The sequence below is a fragment of the Ornithinibacillus californiensis genome (assembly GCF_001038485.1).
Lineage (GTDB): Bacteria > Bacillota > Bacilli > Bacillales > Amphibacillaceae > Ornithinibacillus > Ornithinibacillus californiensis.
In genome coordinates this window covers 76,010-93,523 of sequence record NZ_LDUE01000015.1, presented here as the reverse complement: position 1 = coordinate 93,523, position 17,514 = coordinate 76,010, and the positions used below count along the sequence as shown (strand labels likewise).

Genomic DNA, 17,514 nt, shown 5'->3' with positions numbered 1-17,514 from the left:
TGTGACTGCTAAACTAGAGTAGACAGTTATTGCTAGATAAAAAGAAACACTTATTTACCCAAATATACCAATAAAATATAGGTACTTTCCATTGTAAAATGTTTATATCCTAAAACATACAACAGTGGAGGTAACAGAAGGTGGATAAGTGGGAAATGTATATGGAAATTAGTCAGTTAATCAAAAAGGGATTCAGTAAGACGAAGGTGGCAGACAAGCTAGGAATATCACGTTCAACAGTATATCGTTATCTAAAAAAGTCTCCTTCGGATATGTCTGAGTGGGTAGAGTCACTTCAGACGAGGAGTAAGAAATTAGATGCTTATAAAGAGCTGATATTATCTTGGTTAAGGGAACATCCAGATATGTCAGCTGCACAAGTAGAAGATTGGCTAAAAGAGAAATACGAAGATTTAAAAGTAGGTGAAAGTACAGTTCGATTATATGTTAGAGAGCTTCGAGAGGAATATAAAATAAAGAAGGAAACTTCACCACGAATATATGAGGCTATACCTGATTCACCTATGGGTGAACAAATACAAGTTGATTTTGGTCATACGAAACAGAAGGCAGTCGATAATAAGGAAGTAAAACTAAACTTTATAGCTTTTGTATTATCTAATTCTAGATATAAATATAAAGAATGGTTAGATAGGCCTTACACTACCCAAGATGTCATAAAAGCACATGAAAATGCATTTAGGTGGTTTGGGGGGATTCCAAGTGAATTAGTATACGACCAAGACAGTTTAATAGTCGTCAGTGAGAATGGTGGGGATTTAATATTAACGCAAGAGTTCCAACAATATAAAGAATCTAGGAATCTAACCCTTCGTGTTTGCCGCAAGGCTGATCCAGAGAGTAAAGGAAAAATCGAAAATGTAGTTGGTTTTATTAAACATAACTTCGCTAAACATCGGGTATTTCATAACATTGATTCTTGGAATGAACAGGGTTGGGAATGGCTCAATAGAACTGGAAACTATAAAGTTCATCATACAACAAAAAAGAGACCGGTCGAAGTGTTTTCCCTGGAAAGACAACACTTAAGACCAGTCACCAAAAATCTAGATATAAAATATAACTATGAAAATAGTATAACAAGATGTGTCCATAAGGACAATACTATTCGTTATTTATCTAATCGTTATTCTCTTCCGTTGGGGACGTTTGGCAAATATGAAACTCTCTGCATTAAGGAAACCGAAGAAAAGGCATTAATCATTTATAGCCCTGAAACAGGTGAAATCATCGCAAAGCATCATATCCCTGACGGGAAGGGATTATTGATTAAAGATAGGAAGCATAGCCGAGATAGGACAAAAGGTATCGATGCATTTATGAATACCGTTTCCCAGCAATTTAATGACAATGGGATAGCTTATGATTATCTACAAACAGTAAAAGAAAAGTACCCTCGATATATTAGGGATCAGCTCCAAATGATATTAAAAGAGACAAAAATAAATAACAGGGAAATTCTATCGGCAGCATTGAATGAGTGTATCAAAAGGAACCTTTATGGTGCAACAGATTTTAGCGATGTCGTTGCCTATATAAAACGACACCGACAAATAGAAGATACAGTGAATGATACCGATGAGAATGTAACACGAATAATAGGAGTTTCTGGATGGGTTGTAGAGACGGAGGCTCAAAAAAGGGAATTAGATGCCTATACTTCCATACTGGAGGGTGAACCAGTATGAGTCAGCTAAACCAATTACAAGAGTTGATGAAGACATTACGTTTAACGGAAACAGCAAATCACCTTCCTGCATTAATTAGAGAAGCTGAGCAAAAGGATTCCTCCTTTACTCAGTTCCTCTTAGATGTAGCAAAATATGAACAAACTCGCAGAGAAGAAAAGCAATTAGAAAAACGATTTAAATGGGCTACATTTCCCTTCCAAAAGACACTAGAAGAATTCAATTTAAAAGAACAGAAATCTTTAAGCAACAAACAATTGAATAGATTGAAAGATTTAACGTGGATAGAACAGTTGCACAATATCATTCTATTAGGACCACCAGGTAGTGGGAAAACTCATATATCAATCGGGTTAGGCATTGAAGCGTTAAACCAAGGTTACAAGGTTATCTTTACTACGATGGGAGATCTTGTCCACGTGCTGAAAACGGAGGAAATCACACGTAAATCGCAAACCAGAATGAAAAGAATAAGAGAAGCTGATTTAGTCATTATTGATGATTTGATGTTTATGGCGATGGATCAACAGGAAGCTAATATGTTTTTCCATTTGATCAATGATTTATATAATCAATCATCTATCATTTTAACATCAAATAAAGGCCCAAAAGAGTGGGGAGAATTATTAGGTGACCAAGCAATTACTACAGCTATATTAGATAGAATTTTACATCGAGTTGAAATCATTCATTTAAATGAAGATAGTTATCGAATGAAACATAGATCGACTATATTTGGGCAAGAAAGTGTTTCAAATTAATGAGCATAAATTGTGTCTTTTTACTTGACGGTCACAACCAGCCTTTTTTTCAGTAAATCTAAGATATTGCCCTAAGAAAATTAATCCAAAAAAAATCAGTCCTTGCTAGGGCTAATCCCAAAAGAAGAAGGCCTAGATTTCCTACGAGCATGCGTACGTGTCTTTTCTGTTTTTCCTCATTCAATCTCGTTGCCCCCTTTTAAGTTCTTCAATTAACCTGCTCCATTAGCAACTGCCCCATGTTTATACTCTTGCACTCAATAGCAAATTCACGCTTTTTATGCAAAACTAAAATAGAGCAATCAATCTTCTTCCAATACTTCCTCGAGTGAACCAAGTCGTTCTGATTCTTTAATAAGGTATATCCATCTATTATCTTGAAATATTTCTAGAATAGGATTGTAATCTAAGTTTGATAAATATTCCCAACTCACTTGTCTCAAGTTGTTTTGTTTACCGTACATATAGATTGGTACGTAATCATTTGCAGTAATTGTTCTTTTAATTAAATTCCATCCTTGTATTACTTCATATCCGTTTTCACATTCTGCACAACTTTCAATTGAAAGATAAGTATACTCTAGTCTTAGTAAAACCCCATCTATTTGAACATCATTCAATAAAACGATACTATTAGTAGAGTTTGCAATACCATTAGTAAAATTGTAAAGTCGATCTGATAATTTATTGCTCTCACTTTCAACTATTAGCAATTCTTGTTTTAGTACCTTGTTTTCATCTTCTAAGTTAGAAATTGTATTGATAAATTCTATGTCGCTATCCTTGGAGACTTTTGCATCAATCACTTTTTCATTATTAAATGTAATAATGATTATCAAAAATATTAGGAATCCAATAACGCTAAAGAGAATTTTATCTCTCAATTATCTAACCTCCTATTAAAGCCGTTTCCATACAATCTACCCTTATTCAACTCTGCTGCCCTGTTAGCTTACTAGCTTCTATTTAAATACTAACACAATATTCTAAAAATAACGTCAATATTCTCAGAAACAGAAAAAGGTAACCCAATTGGATCACCTTGTTAAACGTCGCACCCTATAATTTAATAATACCTCAAAAGGAGTAGTTTGTAATTTCACTTTTTCCTCGAGTTATGTTTTCCTTCGTTACCCCTTTTAAAATTTCCTGTTATCTTGGCTATTATTAATAGTAATTTCTTTTCATTTGTAGCAATTGTTTACCTACAACTATTTATTTCTTAACTCATATTCTTCCATTATCTTATTTGAAAGCTCTACTGCTTCTTCTCTATTTAACGCAGGAGCAGTAATCATCATTTGTACACTATCCGACCATAAGACCTGTTCATCTTCTGGATAGACCAAGATGGTAAACTGAGTAAGATTTTTATTGGTATAAACTAACCCATAGTTATGTATACTCGGCACATAATTTCCTTCTTCATCAATACTCCCAAAAGAACTTAAAACACCACTCCTATGTTCAGCCGAAGCCCATAAGTGTAATCATTTTTCTTTTCCTTTTACAACAGGAAGGCTATTCCCTTCCATTTGCACCGTACCTTTAAATTCTTTCTTCCCAAATAGATGATTTCGTAGTTTACCATCAATATGAATTTTTACATTCTCCAAAAACTCTTCGTTCTCCAATTTATAAAATACACCATCTAATGTTTTTGTATAATGTTTTGGATAGAAATTCCACCCGACTAAAATAACCGTTAATATTATCACAAAGACTACTATTTTCTTCCCCATCTTACTTCTACCTGCCCCTTCGTACAATAAGTTCTACAAAAATAGCGTTAATCCTTCTTGAATTAACGCACCCGTTAGCACAATAAGTTTTATTTACTTAGTCTCTTTTTTTTGCCGTCTTTGTCCCGCACAGAAACGATATGAACAACCAAATAGATTAAACCAATAACCAATGGAATAAATGGAAAATAATAAACAGACATTTTCATGAATGCTAATGGTTTTTCTGGATGAGTTAGTTCCGCATACATTATAATAACTCGAACAATAAAAAATAATAACATTGATGTTGATATATAAATTGCTGAAATAACATTATTCATCAATTACCCCCCCTTATTTGTAGCTATAATTAAAAACTGAATTTGAAGATTCATCTTAAAAGGGAATTACAGATAATCCCTATGGTAAGAGCACCTGAGTAATCAAAAGTACTTTATCATCATAAAAAAAGAATTGATAAAGATCTTCATCATCCCAAGAACTCATAAATTCTTCCGCAGATCGATTAGATAATTGTGCAGAGTCTATTACATAAAAAAAGGTGTTTTTATCTACCTCTATTTCTGCCATTTCCTCTTCTTCATTTACTACTTCTCCGCCATTTGGCGCATCATCTCTACGTTCCCAACTTGCAAAATCAACTATGAAGGTATAAGAAGAATTATATTCTTGGATTTCTTTAATATATGCCTGCTTATATTGTTCAGGGATATAACTTTCTGAAATTTCATTCAGAATACTTATAATCATTCCTTGTCTTGCTATTGCATTAGATAGTACTTTTTGTTGATTGTTTTGTTCTTCTATTACCATTTCTAGTTCTGTGATGGCCTTTTCTTTTACATCTATTTGTGTTTTATAATTGACTATCTCTTTGTTAAGAAACTCGATATCATTTTTCAGTTTATCTTGATCCTCATTTAATCCAGTACTCGAGGTTCCTTTTGTACACGCTGCCAATAAAAACAAAGCTAATACTATGAATAATAATTTCTTTACGATAAAATCTCCCCCTTAAACAAGTTTCTTTATTACTATCAAACTCTAGATAGTACTATTCAAAAGTGTAGCAACGGAATGAAAGATTAAAAGTTTATTCGATAGATAAAATTGATTGTTCCTTGATCTCACCATTTGGTAATAAAATATATTCGTATATTTTATTATCTGCTTCATTCAGGTAGACCGCGCTCCAGTTTTTCACCAGATTACTATCATCCCAAGTTATAAACACCTGCATTTTGATTAAACCCTGTTGCATTCCTTCTAAATTTGTAAAGTCGTAATCTACAACGGTTTGATATTCTTTAGTAGTACCAATATCATATTGCCATAGGGTACTACCGTCATAAGAGGAATTAGTCACATGATAATTTTCGCCCATAATAACTTCTACTTCCTCTGTTGACATACCAATTTTGACTTCGAACTTTAGAAGTTCCAATACTTGATTAACGCTTAATGAATTATCGGTTTGTTCCATTGTGTTAAATAGACTAGGTAGAAATAAAATTATAGCTAGAGTAAGTACAGCTAGTGTAGAGGTGAGATATTTAATTGGATATTTAGGTTTCATTTCACTATGTCTAATTTTGTTCAAAGTTATTTGTTTTTGATTCTCAGAACGTGGTGTATTTCTTAATTCTTTAAAATCTATTTCTTTTAAAAAATTATCCAATATAATCTCCCTCCTTATTATGTAATTCTTCTCTAAGTTGTTTCACTGCCCGAAAAGTTGTAGATTTCACTTTGGCGATAGAACAATTTAGAATTGCAGCTGTTTCTTCTATTGAGAATTCTTGTATATACCTCAATATGATTACATCTTGATAATTCTTTTTTAGTTTCTTAATTGTTTTATATAATTCTTGAACACTTTCATTATCAAACAAAATGTCGTCAGGGGTAACTGAATCTGTTGGATGGTTGAAGGGTAACATAGGAGTAAATTGTACTAGTCTTTTCCTTCTGAAATAATCATACGTAACATTTCTAGCTATCGATATGATCCAAGTATAATAATTTGCCTCACCTCTGAAGCGTCCCAGTGAATTCTTTACTTTCAAAAAGGTATCATGGGTAAGATCCTCAGCAACATCTCGGTTTCTTACCATTAAATATATATAATTGTGGACTCTATCGCTGTATTCTAAATACAATTCTTCCCAATCCAACTCATCCCCCCCTTTTTATTATTAGTCGAAAATGGAACATGAAAAGTTTCGTTATTTATATAAAAAATTAAACTTCCAAGTATTAGGAAGTTTAATTTCGTCATATAGTCTTCTTCAATTTAAGCAACCGTTCAACATTTATAGATATTGAATACTATTTCTTTTCTATTTCTCTATTCAATTCGAAAATCTATCATCTTCCTCATTTTGTTTAGCGAAGCCAAGTCGGTAAAATATCTTTCCGCTTCTTAATAAATATAATCCAAGCAGCAAATTAATTATTGTTGAAACGAGATTCTGAACGATAAACATCACCTGATTGCTCGTGTTTACTGTATTGGCAGATGAAACAAATAGCACATTGGATATAATTTGAAATGCTTTGGGAATGGCGATAATGATTAGAACCAATCCAGCAATTTTCATAAATAGTATAAAAAGAACGCCAATATTATTATCACTTTCGCCATCTGAATCGCTATAAGCCCATTCAACCATGGCATTTCCACCCTTTAACAAGGAAAATCCGATTGCAAAAAGCAAAATAGGATATATCACTTGAAAGATGAGAGAAAAACGAAAATAAGTTAGGTCAGTTCCTCTCATCAATTCTGGCTGATTATAAACAGAGTAAAATTGAGAAATAACTGGAACTAGCTGGGTTAAACTCCAGATGATTGTTAGTACACCGATAATCTTCAAACTAGCATGAAAGAATGATTTTGGTTGAAGCACTAGATTACCCCCTTATTATTTAGGTCAGCCTGTAAAGTAGGGCTGAAATTCCTGACTTAATGAAACACTTTTTTGTTTGCGGTTAGGTGTTGCCTCGTAACACCATAATTGTCCGACTTCATTTTTCCTTGTTTTGCTCTTGCACCCTTTAACTAAACAAGCACAAAAATAAATCTACACACCTAATCTTTAATATTTAGCATCTTGTAAAGAGTAAAGAACACAGTAGAAAAACCGATTCCCAAAAGAACACTTCCAATTACTAGAAAAACAGTTGTGTTTGTTTTAACTTTCGATTCGTAATCCGACGGGGAGTAATCATATTGTGCTAGCCAACCATCTGCTAAGCTAGCTCCAATATCTTTACAAAAATAGATTAATACTAGCCCCACTACTCCTAGTAACGAACCTAATATCATTAACCATTTTAAATTATCTATTCTCATATTCTCCCCCTCGTTGATATACTTCTTGTTAATCTAAACTGCCCCATTAGTAAATAATTCGACAAAAAAAGCGTTAATCCTTCTTGAATTAACGCACCCTTTAGCTTAATACATGTTCCCGAAAGCTATCATTACTATACTCCACATTATAAGAGTAAAAGATATTGTGAGCCATACTGTATTGACGGTAGTTTGCTCTTCGTTCTTTACCCTTTTCAAAATTGATACTAAATTTAAACAAAATATAACGCACAAGATTGGCATTAAATAAATGCCTATGAATGCAAATGCACTTATAATATATTCCACGCTTTTCCCCCTTTTATCTTTTAATCATGTATTGTACTGCTCCTAAACTGAGCACAATATTAACAGGAATAATCATTTATGATGATTCCTGTTGTTTAACTATTGCACCCTTTAGCTTAAAATGAACCTTCTAAAGTCTTAACAAATTTATTAACGAGTTCTCCAGATACATTTCTACCTTCTCCCTGAAAAAACATTTTATCTTGATAAACTACAATTACTGAACTTGGATAATGTCCCTTTAAGGCTATGCGTATACCAAGTAAAGATTCATCATTTGATGGTAGAGATTCTTCTAAAGAACCATTAAGTTGTTGAAGAAGAGGAATTATTTTCTTCATGTTATCACTTTCATTTATTTTTATAATCGTATCATCTTCAATTCCAACTAATTCTAAGTATTCAATTTCGGAGGCATTAAGTAAATCTTCGCTAATTAACATATTCTTTTCATTACCATCAACAGTAAAAAGAAATAAATAGATAGTAATTATTACTAATGTTAATACGATTAAAATTTGTTTCTTCTTAGTCAATTTTGACCACCTCTTATTAAACTCTTATTTCGTTATAGCACCAGAAAGTTAAAGAAACTATGGTTTCTCTTTAAAGGCAATTACTATGAACACTATACCGATTATTATAAATAACAAAGTAAAAATGTTATCAAAAAATGAAACATCTGGATTAGTCTGCCATGAACCCGTGTTTGTCTGAGCAAGCCAATATACATAAGAACTTAAACGTTCAATTGAATAAATTAAACCACTTGTCAAAATGAATAAAGAACCTAAAATTAAACTTGTATTTTTACTCATACCTTCTCCCCCTTTTAGTAACCCTGCCCAAACAGCACAAGAATCGCATCATTTGGTTATTCTAGAAACGAACCCATTAGTTTAATAAAGTTGATTTAAAAGAATTCCTTCTATACCTACATTTGGAATATTCGTCGACTATCCAAAAAATAAATGCGGAAATTGTTCCTGCAATAACAAACAAATCAGTATCTGCTCCGATTATTTTTAACTCAATATTGGATGGAAGTAAGACTCCAAAAACCATTCCAAATAACATGTAAATTACTAAAGCCAATAGCATCCTTTTCATACCTATAAACCGTTTAGTAATGAATTCAGATAAAATTGTAATTGGTATCCCGTATATTAGGATAATGGGAGTAAACCACATAAATAAACCAAAAATAGCTGGTAAAAAGTTAAAGAAAATATTCCCCTCATAGTACAGGTTCATAAAGATTGTCATAAATAGTGTTGAAAAAAAACTCGCTACTAAAGCCCTAATCACCTTTTCATATAACACATCAATCACCTCTATTTATAAAATTTACTACTCCACAAACAGTTGAATAAAATCTTTTACTGTTCTAATAGAATTTCTCCATCCTTAGTTATCCCTCTGGCAATAAATCCTCTTGACCATAATCCCCCATCATTTTCTTGAAATTTTTTCTCATTGTTTGTATATATCTTATAAAAAAAGCGTGTCCCATTTTTTTCAAATATCTCAGCATCAAAATATCCTGAATCATCATTACCTACTTCTACTTCTACTATTTCAGGATTATGAATACGCCCAAAATTTACATGGATATCTTCCTTATCATCACTAAACAACATATTAGAATAATATGATTCAAAATGTTTTGGGTGGTTATTATGAACCCAACTTCTTTCCCCAAGAAACTTATATCCATTCTTTGAATTACCTTGATAAAAAGCTATATTGAGAACGTCTACAAACTTCTCTACTTTCTCATGTTGAGTAACTTCCGTATCAAATGTATAGAAAACCAAGTACATAGAATCGCTATACTTTATTTCTTTAACAATTTCATTTACGTCAATATCCATTTCCTTCTCTAATACTTCTTCACTTATCTTTTTAGGATCACACCCAGCTAAAAAGACAAAAAGTAATATAGAAGTAATTATAAGTAGTAGCCGATACAAATTAACACTCCTTTAAATACTCCATTCTATATAGGAATCATTATTATTACAGATAGTGTAAGTAACGCACCCGTTAGTGAAAAACTTCTTTAGGAACATCCCAGAGGAAATAGTTTTTGGAAAATAACCTTGTTCCTACTGTTACATTCATTCCATCTTTCATAAATAAAAAGCCCGAGCCCATTTGTTCTTTAAACTGCCACTCATTTTCTTTCATAAATTCTTTAATTACTCTTTCTTGGGAACCACTTTCATTCTTTGAAACGTACCTAATTCCGTGAGAAGTATCGGTAACTTTAATGTAATCATTGCTTGTGAACTCTAATTTAGTTATAGATGCAATAATCTCAGTTGTATTTTCTTCTTGAAACAAGGCACTTCCAAATCTAATTCCTATAAATCCAATAGCGACTATCAATACCAATGAGATAACAACTAAAAACTTTTTCAAGAAATCACCGCCTTGTTAATCAAAACTTTTAATTACATCTTATTTAACTAAATTGCCCCGTTTGTTGGGGAACAAAATATTCAAAATCTTTAATCACATCTTAACACAAAATGCTATCTACCCTAGATACTTTTTAAATGATTCAAATATCACATACCATTTTTAGAACATACATTCTTGTTTTTGTGTGATGAATAAGGTATGTTATTAATAGAGAGAAAGTTTGGAAGAGTGGTGTAATTGGATGAAATCTACTTTGTATGAGGAAGCGATTTACCAGGAGTTGGCTAGGGACGTTAGCCGCCGCTTTGGCTTTGAGATTGTTTCTATGGAGCCAATTAAGCGAGGGTGGTTAAATTTGAAATGGAAAATTAATACATCCAGTGGTACATATTTGCTTAAGCAATATAACAAAGAGCGGTTACAAAAATATACTACCCAAGAATTACAGGATGCTTTTTCGCAGCAAAATCGTCTCGCTAGTGTTGGCATCCCTTGTCCTAGGATTCTGTCTGATGGGAGAGAAGTTTTCTGTCAGTCACCAGGCGAGGAACGGTATGTCGTGATGGAATTTTGCGATGGGGAAATTATTATACCTGGGAAATTTTCTGAGGAGCAAATGTATGAGTTAGGTTATTATACTGGAAAGATTCATGCAGTATTAAATGAGGGGAATGCCAATTCTAAACTGATCCCTGCGTTTATTCCGCCGAGTAAAGAAGAACGGACTGCTTACTGGAAGTCTGTTCGTGAGGAAGTATATCAATCTAACAAAATGGATGTTTTACCTATTATTGAAAAGCAGCTAGAGCTGATGGAGGTTATTGATTTCAATCAATTACCATTAAATCGTGTTGGCTGGGCGCATCGGGATTTATGGAATGATAATCTATTATTTCAGGGAAATCAGCTTTCTGCTATTCTGGACTTTGACCGGATGAAATATGATCATCTTCCATTAGATGTTGCACGGGCAATTATCTCCGGTGCTTTAGATGGTAATTCGTTTAACCTGCGAAGTGTACAAGCCCTTCTAGCGGGGTACGGAGTTTACCAGGTGGTGGAAGAGAGATACCTTACGAATGCACTGACATTTTTATGGTATTTGGAGAGTGAGTGGTGGCTCGATGCAAACATGTATGAGCGGAAAGGACCGCCGAAACGATTTGTTCATGAGATGGTTTGGCTGTCGGAGCATCTATTAGATTTAGACAATATTTTAGGAGGAATATAATGCAGAAGAAAGATAACTTACAAGAATACGATAATCCCAGTCTATATGACTTTGAAAATGATGGCTATACGGCAGATGTTTCGTTTTTATTGAATTGGGCTGAGGGGTTGGATGGGACTATAGTTGATTTAGCCTGTGGAACTGGAAGGGCCTCGATCCCGTTGGCTGAGAAGGGGCATAACCTGATTGGCGTTGATATTCATACAGGCATGCTGGATGAAGCGAGGAAGAAGTCTGGTAACCTACCAATAAAATGGTTGGAACAGGACTGTACTCGATTATATTTAGATACTCAGAGCCCGTTCATCTATATGGTTGGGAATTCGTTTCAGCACTTTCTATCGAATGACGATCAAGATGCCATGTTAACATCGGTTCATAACCATTTGCTAGAGGATGGTGTATTTATTTTTAATACGAGATTCCCCAGCCGAGAAGAACTTCTACAACCAGAAACAGAGGAGTTTTGGCGTAGTTACGTAGATCCAGATACCAGGCAAAACATAGATGTTTATACGATAAGTAAGTATGATTCTCTACAACAAATCCAACATTATACAACAATTCGGAGAGCCAGTGATGGTATGGAGTCTATTACCAATATTAGTTTGCGTTATGTTTACCCAAAAGAATTAGAACGTTTAGCAAAAGCAAATGGATTTCGCATCCTTCACTTATATAAGGATTGGAATAGGAGTCCGCTTACAGAAGATAGTTATGAAATGATTTGTGTGTTGCAAAAGGTGAAATAGACAATTTGCATTTCCCGGGAAATATCGACAAAAGAATACGTTTTATGTCGAATACTTGTAGAGAGGGACGTGATATTCATGTATAAATTTTTTCAATATAACTGGCAGGTTCGTGATGAATGGTTAGAGTGGTGTAAGTATATTCCTGAAGAAGAGTTATCGAAAGAACGCATCGGAGGCATGGGAAATATACTCCATACACTTTTACATATTATTGATGTGGAATATTCATGGGTACGTGCGATGCAGGGAGAAAGTGATGTGACCTTGGATTTTGACCAGTTCACTACAATAGGTGAGGTTCAATTGCTTTCGCTACAGTATCGAGAAGAGATTGATCATTTTCTTAAGAATAGCGATGCTTTCAATCCGGATGAACCTGTAACCGCCTCCTGGTTAGAAGCTGATTTTATGAAGGACGAAATCATTCACCATATTATTGCTCATGAGATTCATCACATGGGGCAACTGTCCGTATGGGCAAGGGAAATTGGCGTGAGGCCTGTTTCGGCGAACGTGGTATTTCGGGGATTGTTCTAGGGGAGGGATAACCTTGATTTTCAAGACTAGTGATGGTGTGGAATTATTTATAGAAATGCAGGGTTCGGGAATACCATGTATTTACCTACATGGCGGTCCTGGTTATTGGAGCAAATCATTTCAGCACTTTGCAGGTGAACGGTTGGAAGATAATTTACAAATGGTATATCTCGACCAAAGGGGTTGTGGTCGTTCTAATCTTGCTGAAAACGGTGATTACTCGTTAGAACGTTTGCTTTTAGACATCGAAGAAATTCGGATTCATCTTGGGATTGATGAGTGGTATGTACTGGGGCATTCCTTCGGTGGGCTGCTTGCAGTTAATTATGCGAGGATGTTTTCTGAAAGGGTAAAGGGATTGATTTTATCAAATGCAACCTTATATATGCCAAATTCATTTGCCCACCAGATTACGAAAGGTAGGGAATTTCTTGGATTAGATCAGATTGAAACTTCCAAGACTGATGTTCCTGAACTAATACATACATTTTTCACTACGGCACAGCAGCTCATAGAACGTGACCTGTTTTTCAAGTTACAATATCAATCTCTAGCGGATAAGGAAAAAGTAGACCGTATAGATCAGGATTTAGCCGCACGACCTGATTTTCAGCAGGCGGTCTTTTCTGCGGAAGAGTACTTTTAGGACTTTCGTAAAATCACCAGTGCTATATCAACACCAGTGCTAGTATTGTCCGGGAAATATGACTATGCTATTGGGCAGCAACATCAGGAGGGATTTAAGTTTCCCAATATATCTTTTAAGGAGTTTGGAAGTGGACATCATCCGTATGTGGATTGTCCTGTTGAATTTAAGGAAGCAATTTTTCATTTCATATGCGCCAAATGAAAAGAAGATTTGCCATGATAAAACGGCAAATCTTCTTTTAATTTTACTGCATTTGTACTTTATGCAAATTCGCAAACACACCATTTCTTCTGATTAGCTCATCATGGCTGCCTTCTTCTTCGATTCCTTTTTTCGTCACGACCATGATTCGGTCAGCATTTCGGATTGTTGCGAGTCGATGGGCAATAATAAGTGTCGTACGGTTTTTCGCCAGCTCATTTAACGCTTGCTGAATTATCATTTCTGTTTCTGTATCTAACGCAGATGTCGCTTCATCCAAGATCAGGATTGGTGGGTTTTTCAGGAACATACGCGCAATCGCGATTCGTTGCTTTTGCCCGCCGGAAAGTTTCAGTCCACGCTCCCCAACCTGTGTTTCATACCCATCAGGTAATTCATTAATAAATTCTTCTAGATGTGCTCTTCTTGCTGCTTCACGGATCTCCGCTTCAGTAGCACCAAGCTTACCATACGCGATATTTTCACGTAACGTCCCCGTAAATAGGAATACATCCTGCTGCACAATTCCAATATGCTCCCGTAGTGAACGCTTCGTCATATCTCGAATATCAATGCCATCGATCGTAATTTGTCCGCTATCCACATCATAGAATCGTGGAATTAGTGAAGAGATCGTTGTTTTCCCAGCCCCAGATGGGCCAACAAATGCAACCGTCTCGCCAGCGTTAATATTAAAACTCATTGCTTTCACTACCGGCCCTTGTGTTTTTTCATAGCCGAATGTCACCTTATGGAAGGAGATAAAGCCTTGTAAATCTTTTACTGGTTTTGCACTCTTTCTATCTTGCACATCCGGCTCGGTATCGAGAATATCGACAAACCGTTTAAACCCGGCCATTCCTTTTGGATACATTTCTAGTAACGCACTAATTTTATTAATTGGATTGAACAATACGTTCGTAAATAGGATGAAACTTACTAGCTCTCCAGTCGACATCCGATTGTTGAATGTTAGCCATGCGCCGTACACAAGTACAACGAGTACGATTAGGCGCATCATCATGTAAATGTTCGAGTGTACAAACGCCATCACCTTATAGGCGCTAACTTTTGCTTTTCTAAAATTGTAATTGTCTTTGGTAAAACGTTTCATTTCATAATCTTCATTGGTAAATGATTGAACAACACGCACACCGGATACCGAATCCTCTACCCGACCATTTACCTCAGCAATTTCTTCGTACATCGATTTCCATGCTTGATTCATTTTGATATTACTGTATGTAATTAACCAAATAAGAATTGGAACGATAATCAAGATGATCACGGATAAATGGAAATTAATATTGAACATCAGTGTAAATGCACCAACGAAAGTCATGAATGCAATAAATAAATCCTCTGGTCCATGGTGGGCAAACTCCCCAATATCAAATAGATCATTGGTGATTCTACTCATAACATGACCTGTTTTCGTATTATCAAAAAAGCGGAAGGACTGTCTTTGCACATGTTGAAACAAGTCCTGACGCATATCCGTTTCAATATTTACCCCTAGCTTATGTCCCCAATACGTAACGACATATTGCATAAAGGTACTTAATAAGTACACGGCCAATAACGAAACACTCACTAGTATAATGAGATTCCAGTTTTCTGATGTGACAAGTAATTTATCTATAAACTGCTGTACGGCGATAGGAAAAGCAAGCTCCAATATAGCTACAAAAACAGCACATGTAAAGTCAATAATAAAAAGCCTTTTATGAGGCTTATAGTACGAGAAAAAACGCCTTAACATAAGTTGCACTTCCTTCTGAAAAAAATAAAACGCCCTAGCATCATCGTTTCTCAAATCTATCTCTTTTTATACTATACATTTTTGTTTTCAGAAAGGAAAATTTTTAGGTTTATAATCTTTTGTTATTTTTTTAAGGATTGCTTGTCAAGTTTGTCCTCTTCTCCGCATACATATTAGGGAATAGAAATCAGCTAGTAGGAGGGGATTCTCATTAGACTGCACATGAATATGGCAACTTGGCTTTGCTATGCTGTTGGTTATGTCTTTATCACTTCAGGGATTATGAAACTAGTTATGCCTAACTTCATCAACAATTTCATTAATCTTGGTCTGCCATCTCCAGGAACAACGCTATTTTTGGTGGCAATTGTTGAAATCGGTTGTGGAGCATTAATTGCAGGTAGTATGTATGTTAGAAAAGCAACGATTCCTTTATTGGTCATTATGGCAGGCGCGATTTTTTATGATAAGCTACCGATTCTTATGGAAGAAGGTTTACTTTCGTTTGCATTCAAAGCTCGTCTTGATATTGTAATGATTATTTTATTACTGTTATTGTACAAACACGTACCTGGCAAAAAGTTTTAAACATTAGTTATTCACAGGAGAATTGTTTGAATTTTATCGGTTATCCACATTTTTGTCCACATATGCACAAATGTTCGCACCTATTTTGTGCTTTCGATTAATTTCGACACAAAATATAGATATCCTTCTGATTTATATACACAATTTGTGAATAACTTTTCGCAAATGGGGATAAGTTGTGAGTCTTTATACATTCCTACTATTTACTTAGCTGTGAATAAACCGGCATCTGGAATTTTCCTGATGCCGGTTTTACATTAACGTTGCTCATCTAACACCAACGTTGTATTCACTTTTTTTCCATCTCGATAATAGGTCATGCTTATCTCATCACCGATATCTTTTTCTTGGTAAAGGATTTTTCGCAAATCAATCATGTTCATGATTTGTTTTCCATCCAAGTGAGTAATAACATCCAACCGTTCTAACCCTGCAAGGTCTGCTGGCGATCTTGGCTCCACACTCCAAACGTAAACGCCACCTTCAACATCCTTAGGCAAGCTTAACGTCTCTTCCCACTCTAGCCTTGGTATTTCTTCTAGCGAGTAAATCTCCACCCCAATATATGGCCTTCTGACCGTGCCTGTTTTCTCTAGCTCATCAATAATCGGCCACGCCGTATCAATAGGAATTGAAAATCCAATTCCCTCTACCGCTTCCTGATTTATTTTCATCGAGTTAATCCCAATTAGCTGTGCATCCATATTAATGAGCGCACCACCGCTATTCCCAGGATTGATAGCCGCATCGGTCTGAATCACCTCTGCCTGCCAATCGGCACGGCCGTCTAAATTAAAGTCCTGGGGAATCGTGCGCTGCGTCCCACTAATTATCCCTTGCGTCACCGAGCCCGAGAACATATGCCCCAACGGATTTCCAATTGCTATAACCGGTTCACCAACCTTTAAATTTTCCGTAGTACCCAACTCAATTGTACGGTCAATCGCATCTCCATCAATCCGTAGTACGGCTAGGTCAGAAAACAGATCCTTACCTAAAAGCGTTGCCTCTATCACCGTATCATCATTGAGCAGAACCTCAATTTCATCTGCGCCTTCTATCACGTGGTGGTTGGTCACGACGTAAGCATATTGCGCGTCTTTCTTATAAATCACACCAGACCCAGTTCCAGCTTCACTTTCCTGCTGCTGCTCCCAAAAGTCAGCTTTATGCTCAATGTTAGTGATTCCAACTACCGTCGGAGATACAACATTAACAACCTCGGTAATTCTTGTAGAAACATCGAGAGATACAATTTGTTGTTCGGCATTATGGCTGGTTGATTTTTCCGATTGGTTATTCGTCTGTGTACTCATCTCTTGTATTCTCGGAAAAAACACTGCCATAAGCGCCACTCCAATGACCACACCTAGTAATATAGACAGCCAACTGTTACCCTTTTTCCGATTCGGATTTGGGGGGTAATTTTGATTGTAGTAACCCATATAATTGCTCCTTTATGATGCATTTATCAACATCATTTAT

Annotated in this window: 23 protein-coding genes; 7 read left to right on the top strand and 16 right to left on the bottom strand. The window is 35.3% G+C overall.

What is annotated here, in order from left to right; translation table 11 throughout:
* Nucleotides 1-140: 140 nt before the first annotated feature.
* On the top strand, nucleotides 141-1,709 hold the full coding sequence (gene istA / locus TE34_RS03805) for an IS21 family transposase (RefSeq protein WP_047983503.1): 1,569 nt from the start codon (nucleotides 141-143) through the stop codon (nucleotides 1,707-1,709).
* A complete protein-coding gene (gene istB, locus TE34_RS03800; protein ID WP_047983502.1) occupies nucleotides 1,706-2,470 on the top strand; it encodes an IS21-like element helper ATPase IstB in 765 nt (254 codons plus the stop codon). The genes istA and istB overlap by 4 nt, the downstream gene beginning before the upstream one ends.
* Before the next feature lie 302 nt (nucleotides 2,471-2,772).
* Here istB and TE34_RS03795 read toward each other — a convergent pair whose 3' ends face one another.
* The 14 genes from TE34_RS03795 to TE34_RS03725 form a co-directional block, all read right to left on the bottom strand.
* The gene (locus tag TE34_RS03795; protein WP_047983501.1) at nucleotides 2,773-3,354 is read right to left on the bottom strand and encodes a hypothetical protein; all 582 of its coding nucleotides are present in this window, start codon (nucleotides 3,352-3,354) and stop codon (nucleotides 2,773-2,775) included.
* Nucleotides 3,355-3,681: 327 nt separating this feature from the next.
* Entirely contained in the window at nucleotides 3,682-3,882 is a 201-nt protein-coding gene (locus TE34_RS03790) for a hypothetical protein (RefSeq protein WP_047983500.1), read from the bottom strand.
* Between the two features lie 78 nt (nucleotides 3,883-3,960).
* Nucleotides 3,961-4,212, bottom strand: a complete 252-nt coding sequence (locus TE34_RS03785) for a hypothetical protein (RefSeq protein WP_047983499.1) — start codon at nucleotides 4,210-4,212, stop codon at nucleotides 3,961-3,963.
* Nucleotides 4,213-4,301: 89 nt separating this feature from the next.
* Nucleotides 4,302-4,535 (bottom strand): hypothetical protein, encoded by a 234-nt coding sequence (locus tag TE34_RS03780; protein WP_047983498.1) that lies wholly within the window; start codon nucleotides 4,533-4,535, stop codon nucleotides 4,302-4,304.
* A 79-nt stretch (nucleotides 4,536-4,614) separates the two neighbouring features.
* Entirely contained in the window at nucleotides 4,615-5,175 is a 561-nt protein-coding gene (locus TE34_RS03775; protein ID WP_047983497.1) for a hypothetical protein, read from the bottom strand.
* Nucleotides 5,176-5,308: 133 nt separating this feature from the next.
* Nucleotides 5,309-5,893: a hypothetical protein gene (locus tag TE34_RS03770; protein WP_047983496.1), complete on the bottom strand. Its 585-nt coding sequence runs from the start codon at nucleotides 5,891-5,893 to the stop codon at nucleotides 5,309-5,311.
* The gene (locus tag TE34_RS03765; RefSeq protein WP_047983495.1) at nucleotides 5,886-6,389 is read right to left on the bottom strand and encodes an RNA polymerase sigma factor; all 504 of its coding nucleotides are present in this window, start codon (nucleotides 6,387-6,389) and stop codon (nucleotides 5,886-5,888) included. Before TE34_RS03765 ends, TE34_RS03770 begins: the two co-directional genes overlap by 8 nt.
* Before the next feature lie 177 nt (nucleotides 6,390-6,566).
* Nucleotides 6,567-7,124 carry a hypothetical protein gene (locus tag TE34_RS03760; protein ID WP_047983494.1) on the bottom strand — a complete coding sequence of 186 codons (558 nt, stop codon included), beginning with the start codon at nucleotides 7,122-7,124 and terminating at the stop codon, nucleotides 6,567-6,569.
* Between the two features lie 182 nt (nucleotides 7,125-7,306).
* Nucleotides 7,307-7,570 (bottom strand): hypothetical protein, encoded by a 264-nt coding sequence (locus TE34_RS03755; protein WP_047983493.1) that lies wholly within the window; start codon nucleotides 7,568-7,570, stop codon nucleotides 7,307-7,309.
* 425 nt (nucleotides 7,571-7,995) lie between these two features.
* Entirely contained in the window at nucleotides 7,996-8,415 is a 420-nt protein-coding gene (locus TE34_RS03745; protein WP_047983491.1) for a hypothetical protein, read from the bottom strand.
* 57 nt (nucleotides 8,416-8,472) lie between these two features.
* Nucleotides 8,473-8,697, bottom strand: coding sequence for a hypothetical protein (locus TE34_RS03740; protein ID WP_047983490.1), 225 nt, complete (start codon nucleotides 8,695-8,697; stop codon nucleotides 8,473-8,475).
* A gap of 76 nt (nucleotides 8,698-8,773) precedes the next feature.
* Nucleotides 8,774-9,202 (bottom strand): hypothetical protein, encoded by a 429-nt coding sequence (locus tag TE34_RS03735; protein ID WP_047983489.1) that lies wholly within the window; start codon nucleotides 9,200-9,202, stop codon nucleotides 8,774-8,776.
* Between the two features lie 56 nt (nucleotides 9,203-9,258).
* Nucleotides 9,259-9,852 carry a hypothetical protein gene (locus TE34_RS03730; RefSeq protein ID WP_047983488.1) on the bottom strand — a complete coding sequence of 198 codons (594 nt, stop codon included), beginning with the start codon at nucleotides 9,850-9,852 and terminating at the stop codon, nucleotides 9,259-9,261.
* A gap of 73 nt (nucleotides 9,853-9,925) precedes the next feature.
* Complete coding sequence (locus TE34_RS03725; RefSeq protein WP_047983487.1) at nucleotides 9,926-10,303, bottom strand: hypothetical protein; 378 nt, start codon at nucleotides 10,301-10,303, stop codon at nucleotides 9,926-9,928.
* A gap of 244 nt (nucleotides 10,304-10,547) precedes the next feature.
* On the opposite strand from TE34_RS03725, the gene TE34_RS03720 reads away from it, so the two are divergent.
* From TE34_RS03720 to TE34_RS03705, 4 genes are all read left to right on the top strand, one after another.
* Nucleotides 10,548-11,537, top strand: a complete 990-nt coding sequence (locus TE34_RS03720) for a phosphotransferase (RefSeq protein WP_047983486.1) — start codon at nucleotides 10,548-10,550, stop codon at nucleotides 11,535-11,537.
* Nucleotides 11,537-12,289: a class I SAM-dependent DNA methyltransferase gene (locus TE34_RS03715; RefSeq protein ID WP_047983485.1), complete on the top strand. Its 753-nt coding sequence runs from the start codon at nucleotides 11,537-11,539 to the stop codon at nucleotides 12,287-12,289. The genes TE34_RS03720 and TE34_RS03715 overlap by 1 nt, the downstream gene beginning before the upstream one ends.
* Nucleotides 12,290-12,367: 78 nt before the next feature.
* On the top strand, nucleotides 12,368-12,829 hold the full coding sequence (locus TE34_RS03710) for a DinB family protein (protein WP_047983484.1): 462 nt from the start codon (nucleotides 12,368-12,370) through the stop codon (nucleotides 12,827-12,829).
* Between the two features lie 13 nt (nucleotides 12,830-12,842).
* Complete coding sequence (locus tag TE34_RS03705; RefSeq protein ID WP_053074956.1) at nucleotides 12,843-13,475, top strand: alpha/beta fold hydrolase; 633 nt, start codon at nucleotides 12,843-12,845, stop codon at nucleotides 13,473-13,475.
* A 247-nt stretch (nucleotides 13,476-13,722) separates the two neighbouring features.
* On the opposite strand, the gene TE34_RS03700 is transcribed toward TE34_RS03705, so the two are convergent.
* Complete coding sequence (locus TE34_RS03700; RefSeq protein WP_047983483.1) at nucleotides 13,723-15,441, bottom strand: ABC transporter ATP-binding protein; 1,719 nt, start codon at nucleotides 15,439-15,441, stop codon at nucleotides 13,723-13,725.
* 222 nt (nucleotides 15,442-15,663) lie between these two features.
* On the opposite strand from TE34_RS03700, the gene TE34_RS03695 reads away from it, so the two are divergent.
* The gene (locus TE34_RS03695; protein ID WP_047983482.1) at nucleotides 15,664-16,029 is read left to right on the top strand and encodes a DoxX family protein; all 366 of its coding nucleotides are present in this window, start codon (nucleotides 15,664-15,666) and stop codon (nucleotides 16,027-16,029) included.
* A 257-nt stretch (nucleotides 16,030-16,286) separates the two neighbouring features.
* Here the strand turns inward: TE34_RS03695 and TE34_RS03690 are convergent, their stop codons facing one another.
* Nucleotides 16,287-17,474 (bottom strand): S1C family serine protease, encoded by a 1,188-nt coding sequence (locus TE34_RS03690; protein WP_047983481.1) that lies wholly within the window; start codon nucleotides 17,472-17,474, stop codon nucleotides 16,287-16,289.
* Between the last annotated feature and the right edge of the window lie 40 nt (nucleotides 17,475-17,514).